This is a genomic window from Ruegeria sp. CDSC025, assembly GCF_059610805.1.
Window position 1 is genome coordinate 42,388 of record NZ_JBXWOJ010000010.1, and the last position, 16,390, is coordinate 58,777.

Annotated in this window: 19 protein-coding genes; 10 read left to right on the forward strand and 9 right to left on the reverse strand. The window is 54.1% G+C overall.

All coding sequences use genetic code 11. The annotated features are described in order from the left end of the window. The first annotated feature begins 88 nt into the window (after nt 1-88). A complete protein-coding gene (locus AC2FH8_RS14560; protein WP_170510884.1) occupies nt 89-994 on the forward strand; it encodes an AraC family transcriptional regulator in 906 nt (301 codons plus the stop codon). Nucleotides 995-1,410: 416 nt separating this feature from the next. Further along, complete coding sequence (locus tag AC2FH8_RS14565; RefSeq protein WP_480596544.1) at nt 1,411-2,028, forward strand: GNAT family N-acetyltransferase; 618 nt, start codon at nt 1,411-1,413, stop codon at nt 2,026-2,028. 308 nt (nt 2,029-2,336) lie between these two features. Here the strand turns inward: AC2FH8_RS14565 and AC2FH8_RS14570 are convergent, their stop codons facing one another. After that, a complete protein-coding gene (locus AC2FH8_RS14570; RefSeq protein WP_496690091.1) occupies nt 2,337-3,593 on the reverse strand; it encodes a class I SAM-dependent methyltransferase in 1,257 nt (418 codons plus the stop codon). A 540-nt stretch (nt 3,594-4,133) separates the two neighbouring features. Here AC2FH8_RS14570 and AC2FH8_RS14575 point away from each other — a divergent pair. From AC2FH8_RS14575 to AC2FH8_RS14585, 3 genes are all read left to right on the forward strand, one after another. Beyond that, complete coding sequence (locus AC2FH8_RS14575; protein ID WP_496690092.1) at nt 4,134-4,385, forward strand: hypothetical protein; 252 nt, start codon at nt 4,134-4,136, stop codon at nt 4,383-4,385. Nucleotides 4,386-4,691: 306 nt separating this feature from the next. Further along, a complete protein-coding gene (gene groL / locus AC2FH8_RS14580; RefSeq protein ID WP_496690093.1) occupies nt 4,692-6,314 on the forward strand; it encodes a chaperonin GroEL in 1,623 nt (540 codons plus the stop codon). Between the two features lie 98 nt (nt 6,315-6,412). Beyond that, the gene (locus tag AC2FH8_RS14585) at nt 6,413-6,544 is read left to right on the forward strand and encodes a hypothetical protein (protein ID WP_268952749.1); all 132 of its coding nucleotides are present in this window, start codon (nt 6,413-6,415) and stop codon (nt 6,542-6,544) included. Nucleotides 6,545-7,121: 577 nt separating this feature from the next. On the opposite strand, the gene AC2FH8_RS14590 is transcribed toward AC2FH8_RS14585, so the two are convergent. After that, nucleotides 7,122-7,358 carry a hypothetical protein gene (locus AC2FH8_RS14590; RefSeq protein ID WP_496690094.1) on the reverse strand — a complete coding sequence of 79 codons (237 nt, stop codon included), beginning with the start codon at nt 7,356-7,358 and terminating at the stop codon, nt 7,122-7,124. 155 nt (nt 7,359-7,513) lie between these two features. On the opposite strand from AC2FH8_RS14590, the gene AC2FH8_RS14595 reads away from it, so the two are divergent. Next, complete coding sequence (locus AC2FH8_RS14595; RefSeq protein WP_496690095.1) at nt 7,514-8,245, forward strand: Crp/Fnr family transcriptional regulator; 732 nt, start codon at nt 7,514-7,516, stop codon at nt 8,243-8,245. Between the two features lie 55 nt (nt 8,246-8,300). Here the strand turns inward: AC2FH8_RS14595 and AC2FH8_RS14600 are convergent, their stop codons facing one another. Together AC2FH8_RS14600 and AC2FH8_RS14605 are read right to left on the reverse strand one after the other, a co-directional pair. After that, complete coding sequence (locus AC2FH8_RS14600) at nt 8,301-8,501, reverse strand: hypothetical protein (RefSeq protein ID WP_496690096.1); 201 nt, start codon at nt 8,499-8,501, stop codon at nt 8,301-8,303. 172 nt (nt 8,502-8,673) lie between these two features. Further along, nucleotides 8,674-9,090 carry a hypothetical protein gene (locus tag AC2FH8_RS14605; protein ID WP_496690097.1) on the reverse strand — a complete coding sequence of 139 codons (417 nt, stop codon included), beginning with the start codon at nt 9,088-9,090 and terminating at the stop codon, nt 8,674-8,676. A 345-nt stretch (nt 9,091-9,435) separates the two neighbouring features. Here AC2FH8_RS14605 and AC2FH8_RS14610 point away from each other — a divergent pair, with 345 nt between their 5' ends. The 4 genes from AC2FH8_RS14610 (at nt 9,436) to AC2FH8_RS14625 (ending at nt 11,588) form a co-directional block, all read left to right on the forward strand. Then, nucleotides 9,436-9,687, forward strand: coding sequence for a hypothetical protein (locus AC2FH8_RS14610; protein ID WP_496690098.1), 252 nt, complete (start codon nt 9,436-9,438; stop codon nt 9,685-9,687). A gap of 59 nt (nt 9,688-9,746) precedes the next feature. Continuing rightward, nucleotides 9,747-10,100 carry a hypothetical protein gene (locus AC2FH8_RS14615; RefSeq protein ID WP_176865328.1) on the forward strand — a complete coding sequence of 118 codons (354 nt, stop codon included), beginning with the start codon at nt 9,747-9,749 and terminating at the stop codon, nt 10,098-10,100. 508 nt (nt 10,101-10,608) lie between these two features. Beyond that, the gene (locus AC2FH8_RS14620; RefSeq protein ID WP_496690099.1) at nt 10,609-11,328 is read left to right on the forward strand and encodes a hypothetical protein; all 720 of its coding nucleotides are present in this window, start codon (nt 10,609-10,611) and stop codon (nt 11,326-11,328) included. Between the two features lie 14 nt (nt 11,329-11,342). Beyond that, entirely contained in the window at nt 11,343-11,588 is a 246-nt protein-coding gene (locus AC2FH8_RS14625) for a hypothetical protein (RefSeq protein ID WP_496690100.1), read from the forward strand. A 202-nt stretch (nt 11,589-11,790) separates the two neighbouring features. Here the strand turns inward: AC2FH8_RS14625 and AC2FH8_RS14630 are convergent, their stop codons facing one another. From AC2FH8_RS14630 to AC2FH8_RS14650, 5 genes are all read right to left on the reverse strand, one after another. Further along, nucleotides 11,791-12,423, reverse strand: coding sequence for a tyrosine-type recombinase/integrase (locus AC2FH8_RS14630; protein ID WP_496690101.1), 633 nt, complete (start codon nt 12,421-12,423; stop codon nt 11,791-11,793). A 171-nt stretch (nt 12,424-12,594) separates the two neighbouring features. Beyond that, the gene (locus AC2FH8_RS14635) at nt 12,595-13,362 is read right to left on the reverse strand and encodes a VOC family protein (RefSeq protein WP_496690102.1); all 768 of its coding nucleotides are present in this window, start codon (nt 13,360-13,362) and stop codon (nt 12,595-12,597) included. A gap of 4 nt (nt 13,363-13,366) precedes the next feature. Next, nucleotides 13,367-14,449 (reverse strand): ribosome small subunit-dependent GTPase A, encoded by a 1,083-nt coding sequence (rsgA, locus tag AC2FH8_RS14640; RefSeq protein ID WP_496690103.1) that lies wholly within the window; start codon nt 14,447-14,449, stop codon nt 13,367-13,369. 523 nt (nt 14,450-14,972) lie between these two features. Continuing rightward, the gene (locus AC2FH8_RS14645) at nt 14,973-15,875 is read right to left on the reverse strand and encodes a DUF302 domain-containing protein (protein ID WP_142640381.1); all 903 of its coding nucleotides are present in this window, start codon (nt 15,873-15,875) and stop codon (nt 14,973-14,975) included. Beyond that, entirely contained in the window at nt 15,872-16,237 is a 366-nt protein-coding gene (locus AC2FH8_RS14650; protein WP_271951933.1) for a DUF4345 domain-containing protein, read from the reverse strand. Before AC2FH8_RS14650 ends, AC2FH8_RS14645 begins: the two co-directional genes overlap by 4 nt. Nucleotides 16,238-16,390: the final 153 nt, after the last annotated feature.

Below are 16,390 nucleotides of genomic sequence, written 5' to 3' on the forward strand. Positions count from 1 at the left end.
TGGTTTCTGTTGTGGTGCCTCATATCTTGTCAAAGATTGAGAGATTTTCTATAAACAGAAATCCGTATTTTATTGTTGAGAGTCCGAAATGGCGGATCCCCTCTCCGAAGTGATCTCGCTTCTGCGCCCACAGGCGCCCTCTACAAAACTGGCGCATGCGTCCGGTCCGTTCCGCGTTTGCCGTGATGACGTAGACGAAGTGTTTTACTGCATGCTGTTGGCCGGGCAGGCCAAGCTGGAGGTTGATGGCCATGCGCCTGTCAACTTGACTGCCGGGAGTTTCGTTCTCATTCCCGCCATCTCCCCGTTTGCTGTGTCCAGTCTTATTCCTCCACCTCCGACGGGGCTTGTTAGCCAACCTGTTGCCGGAGTGGATGGGATCACACGGATTGGCACCTTGGACGGACCGGCAGAGGTTGAAATGCTGGTTGGACATTGCAGCTTTGGCAGCCCGGATGCAGAGCTTTTGGTGTCGCTTTTGCCGGAAATGATCCTTGTGCAGGGAGAGGATCGTTTGGCAACGTTGGCATCGATGGTGCAATGCGAGGCGCGCGCTGATCGACCAGCGCGGGATGCAGTCGTGGAGCATTTGTTGCAGATCCTTCTGATCGAAGCCTTCCGATCCACATCCCAGCCGAACGAGATGTCTGCATTAATAAGTGGTCTAACCGACGCACGTATCGGAGTGGCGTTACGTGCGATCCATGCGGCCCCTGATCATCCGTGGACGGTTCCTGAACTCGCACGGGAAGCTGGCCTTTCGCGGTCGGCTTTCTTTACCCGATTTAGCAGGATCGTTGGCATTGCACCGATGGGTTATCTATTGAATTGGCGGATGACGCTCGCAAAAGACATGCTGCGCTTAGGCAACCGTGGCATTGCTGAGGTATCAGAGATGATAGGGTACGGGTCTGCAAGTGCGTTTAGCACAGCATTTGCACGTCATGTTGGCGCTCCTCCGGGGGAATACGCGAAGATGGCCGCCGTTGGTTAGAGGCGGGACCAGATCGGCCCCGGCCTCCCCGCCACGACCATGGCGCTAAGTGGAACCGGATCAACTTGCGTTCACGTGATTATTGCAGCCTCAGTCGCGACGCTTGAGAGAACTGCATTCGGTTGTGGAAAGCTGGCATTAGAGCAACTGAAGCGAAATGGCGCTTTGTCCCGCAAAGTGTGAGTTCACCTGATCTGAGATTTTGCAAATGCAGCGAACGGCCGGTTTGACGGGCCGCAGCGCAGCATGCTGACTAGGTGAAGGAGGTCAGCTTTGGGCCGGTCTTCATCCAAGTGAAATGTGCCCGACCTCCGAATGTTGTATTGCCCCCACACGCCTCAGCCCAATTCAGTCATCCATCGTTGCTTGAGCAGGACAATAAATTGCGCATTTGACAACAAGTATTTGCGGCCCACATGCTGAAACGTGAAAATCGAGGTGGAACGACCAAAGGTAATTTCATGTTTAGATCATCAACCCGAAGTGAAGCAGAAAGCTTGTTAAGCGGACTTGCTCTAGGATTTTCTGCCGACCCATTCATGCGCTGGTTGTATCCTGAACCTGCCGATTTCCTTACCCACTTCCCGCGAGTAATGGACTTCTTTGGAGGGCGTGCATTTGAACAGGGCAGCGCGTTTCGAAACGATGATTTTACTGCTGGCGCACTTTGGCTTCCGCCAAGCATTCACCCTGACGAAGAACGGCTTGTCGCCTGTTTTGAGCAGACGGTCTCATCAGAAAAGCATGATGCGTTGTTCGAAACCTTCGGGCAGATGGACAATTATCATCCCGATGAGGACTGCTGGCATTTAGCTTTTATTGCGGTCGATCCAATTCGCCAAGGAAAAGGGTTGGGGTCCGCGTTGCTTGAATGCTGCCTCAAACGTTGTGACGAAGATGGAAGACCTGCTTACTTAGAGTCGACAAACCCTACAAATCTATCGCTGTATAAGCGCTATGGTTTCCAAGAGATGGGTCTAATCAAAGCCGACCAAGCCCCACCCCTGTTTCCGATGTTTCGAGCCGCCCAATAGCGGTAGATCAAACGGCTGCATTGTCCGCAACCTGTGAGTTTGTGCAGCGCCAAAATTTGCACTTGCAGCGAATGACCGGAATGCGGGCGCGGTCGCAGTGTCTCGACCAACCGGTGAAAGGCAGCTGTGGGCCGGTGCGCGACAGTCAGGTTTTGTCTGAGAAAGGTGAAGTTGTACTGCCTGTCGATGACCGATCTAAGCCCAAAGCGGAACCCTTTTTTCTCGATGTTTTCACGTTAAGTTCTATTGTTCTCGATGCCCGCACAGGCTCCTTCGCCGTATCTTAGAACCGCTGACTCCCACGACCCTCAACCCGAGTGATTAGACGTTTTGCTCAGATAATCCCTGGTTACAGGTACAACCATCTGACCTCGGCTTAGCTGAAATTGAAAGACTACCATGCCCTGTTCCGAAAAGGCCATCTCGGATACGATCAGATAGTATCGCCACATTCGCAGAAACCGATCATCGTAGAGGTCGCGGATCGATTTCAGATTGGCCTCGAACTTTTCCTGCCAACATTGAAGCGTTCGCGTGTAGTGGCCGCGCCAGACTTCAACATCTGTGGTCACCAAGTCCTGCTTTTCAATCTCCTTCATGGCTTCGGACATTGATGGTGCATATCCGCCGGGAAAAATGTATTTGTGAATCCATGGTGACGTTCGACCGGGTGGGGTGGATCGACCGATTGTATGCACCAATGCGACGCCATCCGGTTTCAGATTCTCACGCAGCTTGCGAAAAAAAGTTGGATATTGGGGCCGACCAACATGCTCCATCATTCCGACCACAACGATACGGTCAAATTCTTCGTTGACGTCCCGATAGTCGATCAGGCGGAATTCGACCATATTCCCGACACCTGCCGCTTCGGCTCTGCTTTTTGCATATTCCAACTGCACTTTGGACAAGGTCACACCAACCACCTTCGCTCCATAGTCTCGCGCCAAGGTAATGGACATGCCGCCCCAACCACATCCGATATCCATCACTGTCATTCCGGGCTCGATTAAGAGCTTCTTAGCTATGTGCGCCTTCTTTGCTTCCTGTGCCTCTTCGATGCTTTGCCCCGGGTCTGAGAAATAGGCGCAGGTATATTGAAGGTCCTGGTCAAGAAAAAGCTCATAGAGATCAGCGGAAAGGTCATAATGATGTTCGACATTTCTGCGCGCGATATGAACGGGATTATACTGTGCGATACGTCTAAGTGACTTGCGCAGCCCTGTAACCGACGTGCCGTAACGCCCACCACCATAGTTGTTTGCATTGCGCACAATTAGCGAAACAAAGCCGCGTAAATCGTTTTGCGAAATTGTTAGAGTCTCATCCATATAGGCTTCGCCCAATGCGAGATCGCCGTTCATTACCAATTTGCGCGGAAGCGCTTTGTCGTGGAGGGTTATGGCTGAACTGGGCCCTTTTCCGCGGCCATAGGTGCTACAACGCCCATCCGGCCAAGTCACCGCAAGCTCACCTTCCTGGATGATCTTGTTCAAAAGGCGGTCAAGCAACGACACCCACAATGTGACATCCTCCAATGCTCCCAAGATTAGACTACACTCCATGGCGATGGCACAAGTTGAAGGAGCATATTATGTCCGCTTAGCCCGCAGAGCAGTCGGTCATGCGCGTAGATCATGCCACATTGATTAGGTATGTTCCCAAATACTCGCCGATGATCGCCGCGCGAGCATAATCGAAAAAGCGCCCTGCGCTGAATTCCTGCCGCATGGACTAAACATATCTGTGTGTTCCGCGCATGTGTGTGTTCGGATCCTTCGCATCCGCACCCGCTAAGCCGGATGGCATCGAAGTCGTCCATATGATCTGAATGAAGCAGTTCTCTAGCGCTACAACTTCGGGCTTTCGGTTGTTTGCTGTGATCGCTGGACAAATGTGTCCAGCATGTCGCTAACTCTGGCCGTTTTAAAAGTTTGCAAACAACCGTTCAGCACCCGAAAGAGCGACGATTGCAGATAGTTTTCGAATGAGAGGCCTGTTTTCGCTTGTTTTTATTGAGTACTCTAAGTGCGACGAAAATTTCATAAGAAAATTCGCCGTGAAGCTGCTTTCAATCAGTCCAACATGCAGAAAATTCTGCAACGATGTTTGAATTCATCGGGCCCAATTCTGATCCTGATGAATTCACGCAACAGGAACCGCCCATGATGTCTGACCCAACAGAGTTTGCAGGAATGGCGGCACTCTCGACCAGCGAGGCACCGTCGCTCTCCTTGAATAATCAAAAAATTGCTTCCGGAACGCCATGTCGCGAGGGTATTACGCGCCGCGGCGACGGCTCACGAAAACGCTCCAACAATAGGATTGGAAACAAAATGCCATCAGGCCGTTGCTGACTTGATTAACGCGATCATAGTCACCAAAAACACGGTTCGATGTTTGTGACACCGCGCGGTAGTGGTTTGGCTCCCGACCTTTGAAGTGGACCCGAAAAAGAAACCGCCACCGCTCCCGCCCGAATGAAACTCACTCGATCAGCACGCCTCCGTCCAGTGCTGTTCTGCTCGGCAAAACTAAAAAAAGTGCTTCGAGGCCATTCACTCGACGTCGCCTTTTCGACGAAGACGAAAAGACCATGGACCAGTCGGTCTTTTCCGACGCTGCAGACCATCATCCAATCCTTGTCTCAGGGAGTTCCCGACATGTCCGCCAAAGACGTCAAATTCAGTGCTGATGCGCGCAACCGAATCCTAACAGGGATCAACATGCTGGCGAACACCGTCAGGATAACTCTTGGTCCCAAAGGTCGTAACGTCATTTTGGACAGATCCCACGGTGCCCCGCGTATCACTAAGGATGGCGTTACTGTTGCCAAAGAATTCGAGCTTCCGGATCACTTTGAAAACATGGGAGCCCAGATGGTGAAGGAAGTCGCGTCCCGCACCAACGAAGAGGCTGGCGATGGCACAACCACTGCTACCGTTCTGGCTCAGGCAATCGTCAAGGAAGGGATGAAGGCCGTTTCCGCTGGCATGAATCCGATGGATCTGAAGCGAGGTATTGAACAAGCTGTCCGGGTCGTCGTTGCAAAGATCAAGGACCTGTCCCGACCGGTTGGCGACAGTGCTGAAATTGCGAAGGTAGGGGCTATCTCCGCCAACGGAGATGTAGCGATTGGCCGTCAGATCGCCCATGCGATGGCTGCGGTCGGCACTGAAGGCGTAATCACGGTTGAAGAGAGCAAGGGATTGGAGACCGAAACCGAAGTGGTCGAAGGTATGAATTTCGATCGCGGTTACCTTAGCCCATATTTCATAACAAATGTGGTCAAGATGTGCGTAGAGCTGGAAGACTGCGTTATCCTGTTCCACGAGAGCAAGTTGTCGTCTCTTGCCGACATGGTGCCGTTGCTCGAAGCAGTCATGGAAGCCGAAAAGCAGCTTCTGGTTCTTGCCGAGGACGTGGAGGGCGATGCGCTGGCCATGCTTGTGGTCAACAAGCTTCGAGGCGGATTGAAAGTAGCCGCCGTGAAGGCGCCTGGGTTTGGGGATAGCCGCAGGGAGATGCTGGAGGATCTCGCGATCCTGACGGGTGGCCAAGTGATCTCGACCGATTTGGGGACCAAGCTTGAAACCGTCACGCTGGGCATGCTCGGTGCCGCAAAAAAAGTCGTCATCTCCAAGGATGATACGACCGTCATTGATGGCGCGGGCGACAAATCAGCAATCTCTTCACGGGTCGCCCGGATTCGCTCCCAAATCGAAGATACGACGTCCGACTACGAACGGGAAAAGCTGCAGAATCGTCTTGCTAAACTGGCAGGCGGGGTCGCCATCATCCGGGTCGGAGGGGCCACGGAGATTGAGGTAACGGAACGCAAAGACCGGGTTGACGACGCGTTGAACGCCACTCGCGCAGCGGTTCAGGAAGGTGTTGTTCCAGGCGGTGGTGTTGCGCTGCTCCATTCAGACAAAGCGCTTGCGACCCTTAAAGGTGCCAACTCCGACCAGGATGCCGGCATCAGGATCGTCCGGCGATCAATCCAGGCACCGCTGCGCCAGATTGTCGAAAATGCCGGCGTGGACGGATCGGTCGTCGCGGCAAAGATCATCGAAAGCGAAAACCCATCCTTCGGGTTCGACGCTCAAACGGAAACTTATGTCGACATGTTGAAAGCGGGGATCATTGACCCCACCAAAGTTGTCCGGGTTGCTCTGGAAGATGCGGCGTCGATTGCAAGCCTTCTGATCACAACCGAGGCGATGGTCGCACAAAAACCCTACAGGTCTGGAACTGCGTCAGATTTGGGATCCTTGAGGGCGTGACGCAGGTCTTTTGACCCAACTACGGGACCACCACAATGCAGTCGGTTGGTCTGTGACATGCAAACGTATTGAGAGAATCCAACCTGAAAGGAACTCAGATGTCAAAAGGTGACAAGAGGCGCGGCAACCGCGAAGTTAAAAAACCAAAGAAAGCAAAGGAAAAAATCGTGGCGACGGCCGATTTCTCAAAGGGTCAGAAGCCGGTCAAGATAGGGAGTAAGAAAAAGTAATTTCCATTGTCGCAAGACGAAGATTGCAACCAAGGCGGTGCGTGCAGGATTCCCGTCGTCAGGAAGGGATGGAGACATGGGCAATAGCCGCAACTCCGGCCCATGGTGTCCGAAGGCCATTGGAGCGCCGCTTTGGCATGCTTCGCAATTTGGTTTCTGAAGTTTCTGATCTATACCCGGATTGATTCATAACTCACTATAACGATGCGTTAGGATTCCTCCCAGAGCGCGAGGCTTGTGAAGCGCAAGCTATCGCGGAGAGTGTTGCGCCGGGTGTTGGCAAGGACGTCATGACCTCGAAGGACCTCGAGAAGACGATAGAACGGGATACGGCTGGCCAGATTATGAACATGGTGAACTCAGACTTTCCCGGTGATCTAGCTCAGCATTCCGGGCAGTGCTTAGTTTGAACTACCTTCAAGCGCCGCATTCTGAACGTTCCAATCATGCTCCCGCTGCCAACTGGTTTTTTCGAACTGGTGTTGCATGTGAAAGAACCACATGCCGGCAATTGCAGCGAGGAGCATCGTCGGTAGAAACACGAACAACAGGACGTCCAAGTACCCGGCCGCGTGATCTAAGATCGGCGCGAAAAGTTACCGCTGATAATAATCTCGTTGATCAATTTGGCGACTGCCGAATGGGTTTCTAGCTCTAATTCCGAACCATTGGCACACTCGTGGGTCACGGCAGCATCGCGCAAAACCCCGACGATCTCACGTTCCTGAAGAAGATTGAGATCGTTCAAGGCAAGTAGAAGAGCCTCGCAGATCGAGAGTGCAGCCATGCCTGCGGGATCTTGGTGGTCTGACATTGGGGTCATTCCTTTTAAAGTCATTGGATTCGTGACCAGGCGAGGTGGTGATGGTTTTTCTATTGTCACATGAGTTTTGGTATTTTGGACTGATCGAAAGTAGCCTCAATACCAAATTCTTCGTAGAGTCTTTGCAGGCTCGGGGAAATCCAACGATGAACACCAACACCAGCCCGCTAACACAGAAACTCTCGGCATTTGTTGCCTTGGCAGAGGCGGAACTGGCAGTTTTGGAACAATTGCACCAGCGGAGGAGAACCTTTGAGGCTGGCCGAGATCTTGTTCATCAGGGACAATCGGAACAGGCTGCCTATATCCTCGCCGCTGGCTGGGTTGTTTCATATAAGATTCAGCCTGACGGATCACGCCAAATCGTCGATTTCCAGATTCCAGGGGATTTCCTTGGGCTGCGCAGCGTTTTGTTGCACACGTCAGACCATGGCATTGAGCCGATTGTTGATATCGAAGCCGCCGAGGTTCTGGTGAGTGATCTTTTGCAAACCTTCGCAGAGACACCTCGGCTGGCCACTGCAATTTTATGGGCCGTGTCACGCGACGAAGCGATGGTTGTCGAACATCTTGTCGGGCTTGGACGGCGTGATGCGGATGCGCGCATGGCACATTTCCTACTGGAACTAGGAGTCAGGCTGTCGCTTGTAGGGATGGGCAGCAAGAAAGGCTATGCCTGCCCGCTCACACAGTACCATCTTGCCGATGCACTGGGATTGAGCGCCATTCACGTCAACCGCGTCCTGCGCAAACTCAGGGAGGACGAGTTGGTTACATTTCGGGATGGGTTTGTGACGTTCAATAACTATGAGGGTCTGGTTAAACTGGCGGATTTCGATCCAGCGTATCTGGATCAGAAGCGGCCACTTCTGGCCTGATTGGGTCCCACAATCTGGTTTTGGACGATCCTGCTTACATCTCTAACGGGTGACGTTACATCAGCGCCCGACTGGCTTCCTTGAGTTTCTTGTGAGCCTCTTCGTCATTTTCGGCTTCATGGGCACTTTCAGCGGCCTGATAGTGTTTCAATGCCGTCGCCTTTTTGGGGCCTTCAGGCGCTTGGTCCCAGGCGGCCTTGACGGAGGCCATGTGTTTGACGGTGTGGTTTTCCTGACTCTGGTCTTCATCATTCATTGGAATGTCCTTTCCTGGACGGTCTGAGAATAAGAAGCACGAGACTCATACAGCTCTTTTGGGGAACTCCATGTTCCCCGCGCCCCTCAGATACTCAAAAAAAATGCCAACCAAATACACAGCGGACACATGTTACCTAACGGGTTTCGGAGCGCCTTCGTACTGACGCAGGTTAGCCCGCTTGAGCCAGATAAAAGATCCGCGCAAGTATCAGAGCGCCCATGAGTGAAATCAGCATCCAATAGATCGGGATCCGGGGGCCGGTATACTTTATTGTCTCAGGCAATTTCGAAACGCGATGCGACACGCGCTTAGGTAACAAGGCCACCAACTTTGTCGCCACACTGCCGCTCGCATGATCAAGCGTGGGTACATCCCTGACTGTTGAAAGATGTGCTTTCAGCCGGGCATGCGCTGCATCGCGGCCCAGAAGTGCAAGCTCACGAGCCTCGGTCCAAGGCTCGAGCCCGAGACGCGCAAGGGCTGACAAAACCGTGACTGTTGCACCGGTTTTGTCTTCACCCACTTCTGCAAGCAGGAAAGGGTCGTAGTCGGAGCCATCCGGGCGAAGAACATCTGATACAGACATGATTTTTCCTTTCGGACTAGGGGAGCGGCGCTCGACAAAAATCGTTGGGACAAAGATACCGACCAACGCGTTGGATACCGCATTCAATATTGCTTGATTGCTGCAAGGCGCACAGACTTGCATCTACCTGAATGCGCCACCTTCAAGCCCCGGTTGTTGGGGGTGAGGCTGTTGCTCACATCCTGACAGTAAAGAACCTGATGGGTGCTAACTTCGATCAGCATAAAGCCCATGGGTTGGGAATAATATAGCCCTAAGTGCTGTGACTTGACGGGGCATCTGGACTGATGCGGCCGACCATGGTCGGTACCGGAAATCCAGCGATCAATTCAACGGAGGTATGGGATGCTCACGCGTTCGATCAGGTCAAAGGTGACGTTCACCAATGCCTTCAGGTTGGGAAACAGCGACATCGTGTTTCCGGCTGGCGCGTATGAAATTCTCTTCGAGGAGGAGTTGCTGCAGGGCCTCAGCTTTGAGGCTTACCGACGCACTGCGACCTACTTAATGGTCAGGGGTCGAGGGAGTCATGTCGGTCAAACAACGATGCACATGACAACACAAAAGGATCTGGAGCACGCCATTGCCTGCGACTAGGCCCGTTGTGAAACAATTCAACATAGCGAAGCGGCGCTTTCTCCGCTGGAGGACTTGATATGACCAATCCTGAATGGCTGAAACCCGGTATGTATGGCGCACTGCTCGGCGCGGTGTTTGTCGGCGTCGTTGGATTCTCTTGGGGCGGCTGGATGACCGGCGGAAGCGCGAACAAGTTGGCAAGCGAAATGGCGCGGGACCAGGTGATCGCGGCGCTCGTGCCAATTTGCCACGACATGTCCCGCACGGATAATCAGCGTTTAGCAAAGCTCGCGACGATCCAGGCTGCCACGTCGTACAAGCGACGCGACGCCGTGATGGATGCGGGTTGGGCGACCATGCCTGGTTCCGATTCCCCGAACCGCGATCTCGCCAAAGCGTGCATTGAAGGACTGAACCTTGATGCATCTTAGTATGATTGCGTTAATGCCGCCCTCATCAATTTACACTGGTTTGCTACGGTCAGTGGGATGCTTAGATTGCAACTGGAAAGTGACCATGGAACCTGTTCGACCCTTGATGTTAGAAAGCGGGATACCGATGCAAGCAGTCTGAAATTTCCCTCAGGTACAATCTATCGCAGCGCAACAAGCGATCACACCGGCTCAGCCAAACCAACCGGGCCCGTCAGGTCCGAAATGAAAATAGGCATGAACTACAGCGCTCTTATTGGGGAAACAAACGCGCCGGATGTCGCGAGAATTCGATTATGCAAGGAAAACTTGCCAAAACTAACGGGGATAGCGAAGCCTGCCTAAATTTGAAGTTGTTGTAACTTCTCAAATAGCGCTCCTTGGTCCGATACCGAGCCTCGTGTGCTGATTTGCTTGGCAACGCGCCGTAGTAAATCGGCACTTCAAACCCCATATACTGATAGGCTACGTGCGAATTTTCGGGTCTGACCGACGCACCGAGGTCTCAGTGGAAAATCCGAAATCGATTGGGATCAAGTCTTTCAATGACCTGGCTATTAGGTCTGCCGTCCTGCTGAACCGTCGAATAAGGAAACCGACAATCAGGGCGGCAAAGGCCGGTTCAGCCAATCTCGAAAAATCCCGAGAGTCGCGCCGGAGCGGGCTGACGAGCCCTACCTGGCCCTTAATCGAAAGGACCACCGCAATGGATGACCAATTCAGCAAGACCATCGCAGTTTTCGACGGGCCATTCACAGTGCCCGGTTTCGCAGAAACGCTCCCCGCCGGCGAGTATGAAATCGAGACCGAACTCGCCTCGCCTCCGGATCACCAAAACCCGGAAGCTTGGAAGGCTTCGGTTGTTGTCCACCTGCATCCACGCTTTTCCCATCCGGGATTAACCCGGAGCCTAACCGTTTCATTGATTGATCTCGACAATGCCCGCGCGAAGGACAAGCTTTCAGGAAGAGAGCTGTCTGATGTTTTTCTGGAAGAAATGCTGGCAGACCCAATGGTGCAGCTTGTGATGCAGGCCGACGGGGTATCCGAGGCCCAATTGCGCCATCTTTACTCGGGATCGCGGACAACACGGGAGAATATCGATCTCGTTGACCAAAGTTCCAAAGACGATACCCCGCAAGTTTTTTCGCAGGACAGCTCTGAAATTCAGAACGCCGAAAATGAAGGGATGCCATGCCAACAGTCCACTTCGCCTATGCCCGAATGAGGTTGAAGAAGCGAATGCCTGAATCAACGATACGCGAGGAACTGATGCAAAAGAAGAAGGAATTCATCGTCTCGGAACCGCCAAAGCGTGCGCTTGCAGATGCGCCCAAGGAACGGTTCTGCTTGCGCTGCAAATCCTCTTTCTGGAGTGAAGGTTTTGGCGAGCGCATCTGTTCCCGCTGCAAGGGCACCTCAGCTTGGCGCGCGGCTGTGCCGGAAGGCGTCGGTCAAGGTCGCCGCCGCTCTGGCGGCCGGTCGTGATAGATCCCTTGATTGTTTTTAGGGTTGCCTGGCGTCGTTGTCCGAGATAATGCGAAAGCCCCCTTCGTCCGCGGTGCTTACCTATCACGACGCACGGATCTCGCCCGCGCAGCGAATGGCCGGTTTGATGAAGCTGCGTTGCGGCGTGGCCTGACCCGATGAATGGCAGCTTTGGGCCGCCAGCGAAGACGGCCCGAAGTTGCTAGATTTCAATGGCCTCGGCGATTGCTAGTGCGTCCTCCAGCTCGACGCCCAGGTACCTGACTGTGCTGTCCATCTTGGTATGACCAAGCAGAAGCTGAACCGCCCGCAAGTTACCTGTCTTCTTGTAGATCTGGGTCACCTTTGTTCGCCTCATCGAATGCGTGCCATATGCGCTCGCCTCCAGACCGATTGATGTGACCCAGTCGCGGACGATCCGGGCATACTGGCGTGTCGATATATGCAGGCGCTCGTGGAAGCGGCCGGGCCAAAGGTATTCTGAGCCTACCATGAGTTCATCTTCCATCCATTTTTCGACAGAGGCGCGTGTGCCCTCGGATATCTCAAAACGTACCGGTTTTTGCGTTTTGCTTTGCAACACGGAAGCCCTTTCCTTGATCTGACCAGACGCCATGACGTCGACGACTTTCATCTTCACCAGGTCACAGCCGCGCAGCTTGCTGTCGATGGCCATATTGAACAGCGCGAGGTCGCGATGGTTCTCCGCCAGTTCAAGTCGCACCCGGATTGCCCAAAACTGTTTTGGTTTCAGCGGCCTTTTCTGCCCGACGATGCGCCCCTTGTTCCAAGCCGGGCGAAGCGCACGAATGGCCGGTAAGTTTGGTGTTTCCATGACTGATCCTCCGATCCGCCATTCCCTCCCACAACGACAACCCGACGTTGACCAAACCACCATATCACAGGATGCTGCGTTGCATCGGGGTCGGGTCCGAGCCCTGAGTCACGCATGCGGCAGAACGAACAAATATCCGCTCTGCAGCATCCGCGAAGAAGAGGCGCGCTGCTAGAAAGTGGGTGTCTGCCCGACGCCAAGAACAAACAGCGTGCCGTCTGGATCACGCAGAATGGGGTTATGGGCTTGAACGGTTTCATTCAAATCTACGGAAGCCGGACGCGCCCCTTTGGCTTCAGCAGCTCGGCGGGCATCGGAGACTGAAGCAACCTTGATGCACGGGACCCAAGCTGCATTTGAACCGGTTGGCCAGGTCGCGGCATGTTGGAGTGCAACAAGATCGCCGCCAGGCCCGAGGAGTGCGAGACAATCCGTGTCCTGCTCGGGAGAGACCTGCCATCCAAAAAGCTCTGCATAGAACGCCAGCGGGAAGTCAGTCCCGTTGCCGACGTACACGTCAGGGCCGAACTGCCGCCGCGGAACAGGGAAGCTGTGCCGAGACAGCGAAATCCCCACCAGAGCACCGAGCGGATCGCGGACGAGTGCATTGCGACCGACACCTGGCACCTCGAATGGCTCACGAACGATCTTGCCTCCGAGCGTGGCGACACGCTTGGCCGCCACGTCCACGTCGGGGACCTCGATATAAGCGATCCAGCCATTTTCCTGCTCGGCAGGCGTCTCGGCAAACCCCGCACCCGCTTCGTTCCCGGAGAGGGCAAGGACGAAATCCTTCCCGCCGCCTCCCCAGGCAAAATCCGTCGCCCGCTCGACTTCATACGTCCAGTTGGCGACGTGCTGGTAGAATGCCATTGAGCACTCTCTGTCCGATGTGAAAAGGTCGTGCCATACGATTTGACCTGCTTTCGACTGCGTCATCGTCTTACCTCCTGACATCTTTGATTTTCTTGGCGCCGCGAACCATCTTCCCGAACGCCTTGTCGCGCGACCTGCGTTCCACAAGGCTCGCGGAGTTGAACGCGTCCTCCGCCATGAGCTTGCGCCATCTGCCAAGCCGATGGGCATCGAGAATACCCTCATCAACAGCCTCCAGAACAGCGCATCCCGGCTCGGTTTCGTGCCGACAATCGTTGAATCGACAGCGCGCGACCAACTCCTGAATATCAGCAAAAAGGTCATTGATCCCGTCCGCCGCATCGGTGAGCTGCAATTCCCGCATGCCCGGCGTGTCCAGGATCAGACAGCCATTGGGCATCGCATGAAGCTCACGCCGCGTCGTCGTATGCCGCCCCTTCGCGTCGTCTTCGCGAATGGTCTGGGTCTCGATGGATTGGCTGTCGAGCAACGCATTGGCCAGCGTCGATTTCCCAACACCGGACGAGCCGAGGAATGCCACCGTCTTGCCGGGCTTGCACCAGGTCGCAAGGTCCGTCTTCGGGGCAGAACCGCGCGCGTCAAGTGCGACGACATCGATCATGTCCGACACCGCGCGGGCCGCGTCGATGTAGTCTTGAGGATCCGCCACGAGGTCGGTTTTCGTGAGGACGATGACGGGCGCGATCCGCGCTTCGAACGCCAGCGCGGCATAGCGTTCCAGCCGCGCCACTTTGAAGTCCTGATTGCAGGAGGTGACGATAAAGGCTGTATCAATGTTCGCCGCGATCAGCTGTTCCTGCCGGTCGGTGCCGGGCGCACGCCGCTTGATGAGGCTTGTACGCTCAAGAAGGCGACTGGATCGCGGGTGCGAAGCGTCCAGCATCAGCCAGTCGCCCACGGTCACATCCGCTCTGGGAGGAAGTACAACATCAATGTTGTCTCCAAGGGCGTGCAGCCCACTGCGATGCACTTCGACAACGCGAACGGGAGGTGTCGCGGTCAAATCGTCCACGCTGATTTGCTGGGCGAAGAAGGGTTGCCATCCAAGTGCCTGAAGAGGGCTGAGTTTGGCGTGTGGTTGGGCGTCGCGCGCGTGACGCGGAAGGAAGTCCAAATAATCCCTTGTCATAGGGTGTTCACTTTCATGTCTCTGGCCCAAGTCATATTTGGGCACGGATGGTAGGAAACGAGTGAGCACATCAGGATTGTCCGTCAGCTGCAAAGCGACGGCAATATTTCAGGTGTTGCATGTGCTCCGGGAGGCGCGCTGCCTCCCTTCCTTACCGGGACATGAAATCTCCATTACAGATGATGTGCAGATAGTGAGAAAACATGCGCAATACAACCGTTGATGGCTGATTTGGAACTCTTCTTCAGATATCTGTAGCGGTCGTTCAAAGGGAAAAGGAGTACGTCAGCTCCGTCCCGCGACTGTGAGTTCGACCTCATCCAGATTTTGCGGTTGCAGCGAAAGTCGGCAATGCGGATTGCGACCGCAGCATCTCGACCAGTTGGTCAACGACCGGTATGGGCCGTCCTTGCTAGGGGCTGTGGCACTTTCTGGCCAAGATGCTGCGATCGATCTAACGGCGGCCGTGAGCCCAAAGCAGCCTTTGCAAATCGATGCAAATCACTTCCGTTGCTTGCCACTTTCAGTCTTTGGTTGCGGCCAAACTCTTCTGTTCGAGTGCTTTTTTGAATGTGGCTGTAAGCCGCTCGTTCAACGCGTGGTGAGGTTTAGCAGATGAACCGTAGTGCAATTCTGCCAACGCGGCGATGTCGTTAAATATCACCACAGACCCTCCATTTTCGCCTGCATATACAAGAAGTTTCTGGCAAAATGCATCCAGACCAATTGCGGGGAAATCCGCCATTGCAACGCCGCCCGGCGCTGGCCCCCCAAAGAGAAGCAAGACAGCGTCAGGTAGCGTGACGCCATGCTTGTAGGCTTGCTTGGCGAAATCGATTTCACCAAACCAGACCGTATCGTCCTGTGCCGTCACAATCCTGGTCAGGTTTGATACTGCTTCAGCGACGCTAAGTGGGGAGGTCAGTTCGATAATGCCGAAGTCTGGGGTCAATCCATCTGTAGGTGCCGGTGTTGCGCCTGCACCATCCACTACCGCGTTAAGTCGGATCCCAAAGTTGTTGAGTGATTGCTGGTTGTCTAAAGAATGCCGGATCTTCAAAAATTCTGCGTTCGTATAAATGTCCTTGGCGGTTCCATCCTGCGCAAAGGACAACACCCGAAACGGCAGGTCTAAGCCTGCTCTGACATTGTCGCTCAGGATCGATGTGTTGATACTCGGGTCCGAAAATATTTGAACCCGTGACGGCGGCATCTCAACACCTTCTGCTGCTGCTAACCGCGCATGATCAATTGTCACAACTGAGTTGAACCCGGCGTCTTCCACTGCGCGCTCAATGGCAGCAAAACTGTTATCTACAGCCGCCTCGGCTGAGGACGCATATGCTTCGGACCCTCCGGTCAGCACCAGAGATGCTGCAACGAGACTAAATTGACAATGATGGATTAGATTTTTCAGGTCTTTCATTTGCTTTCCCCATTTTTGAGCAAGAGCATGAGTGACAGAGCAGCAAAAACCAGTTCGGCTATCAGATAAAATACCAGTATTGCCCCCGGCAGACCATCCAACAGGATGCTCAAAGCACGGCCGCCAGCAAGCCCTGCCATGAACAGAAAAAGTACCCACAGCGCGGACCGCTGCAACTTCGGCTTTGTCGACGCAACCAACCAAAACAGTGCGTTCGCCAGATAGAGGCCCATGATGGCGCGGAAGACATGCGTTTGGTTTACACCTTCGACGGGAAAACCCAACAGATAGGTTACGGAAGCCGACGGCATGAGGCCGTAAGATAACGCTATGGGCACAAGGCCCAAGGCAGCCAGGATCAATAACGAGCGTTCTGTCATGATACCGTTCCCATGGTTTCGATGTTGTTGGAGCGTCGCCTACTAACCCAGTATGGCACCCCCCTCCAACGGTATAAAGGATAGTATCTTATTCAGAAGTATAGATTATTGAAATGTAGTGTGGTCACCTAGTCG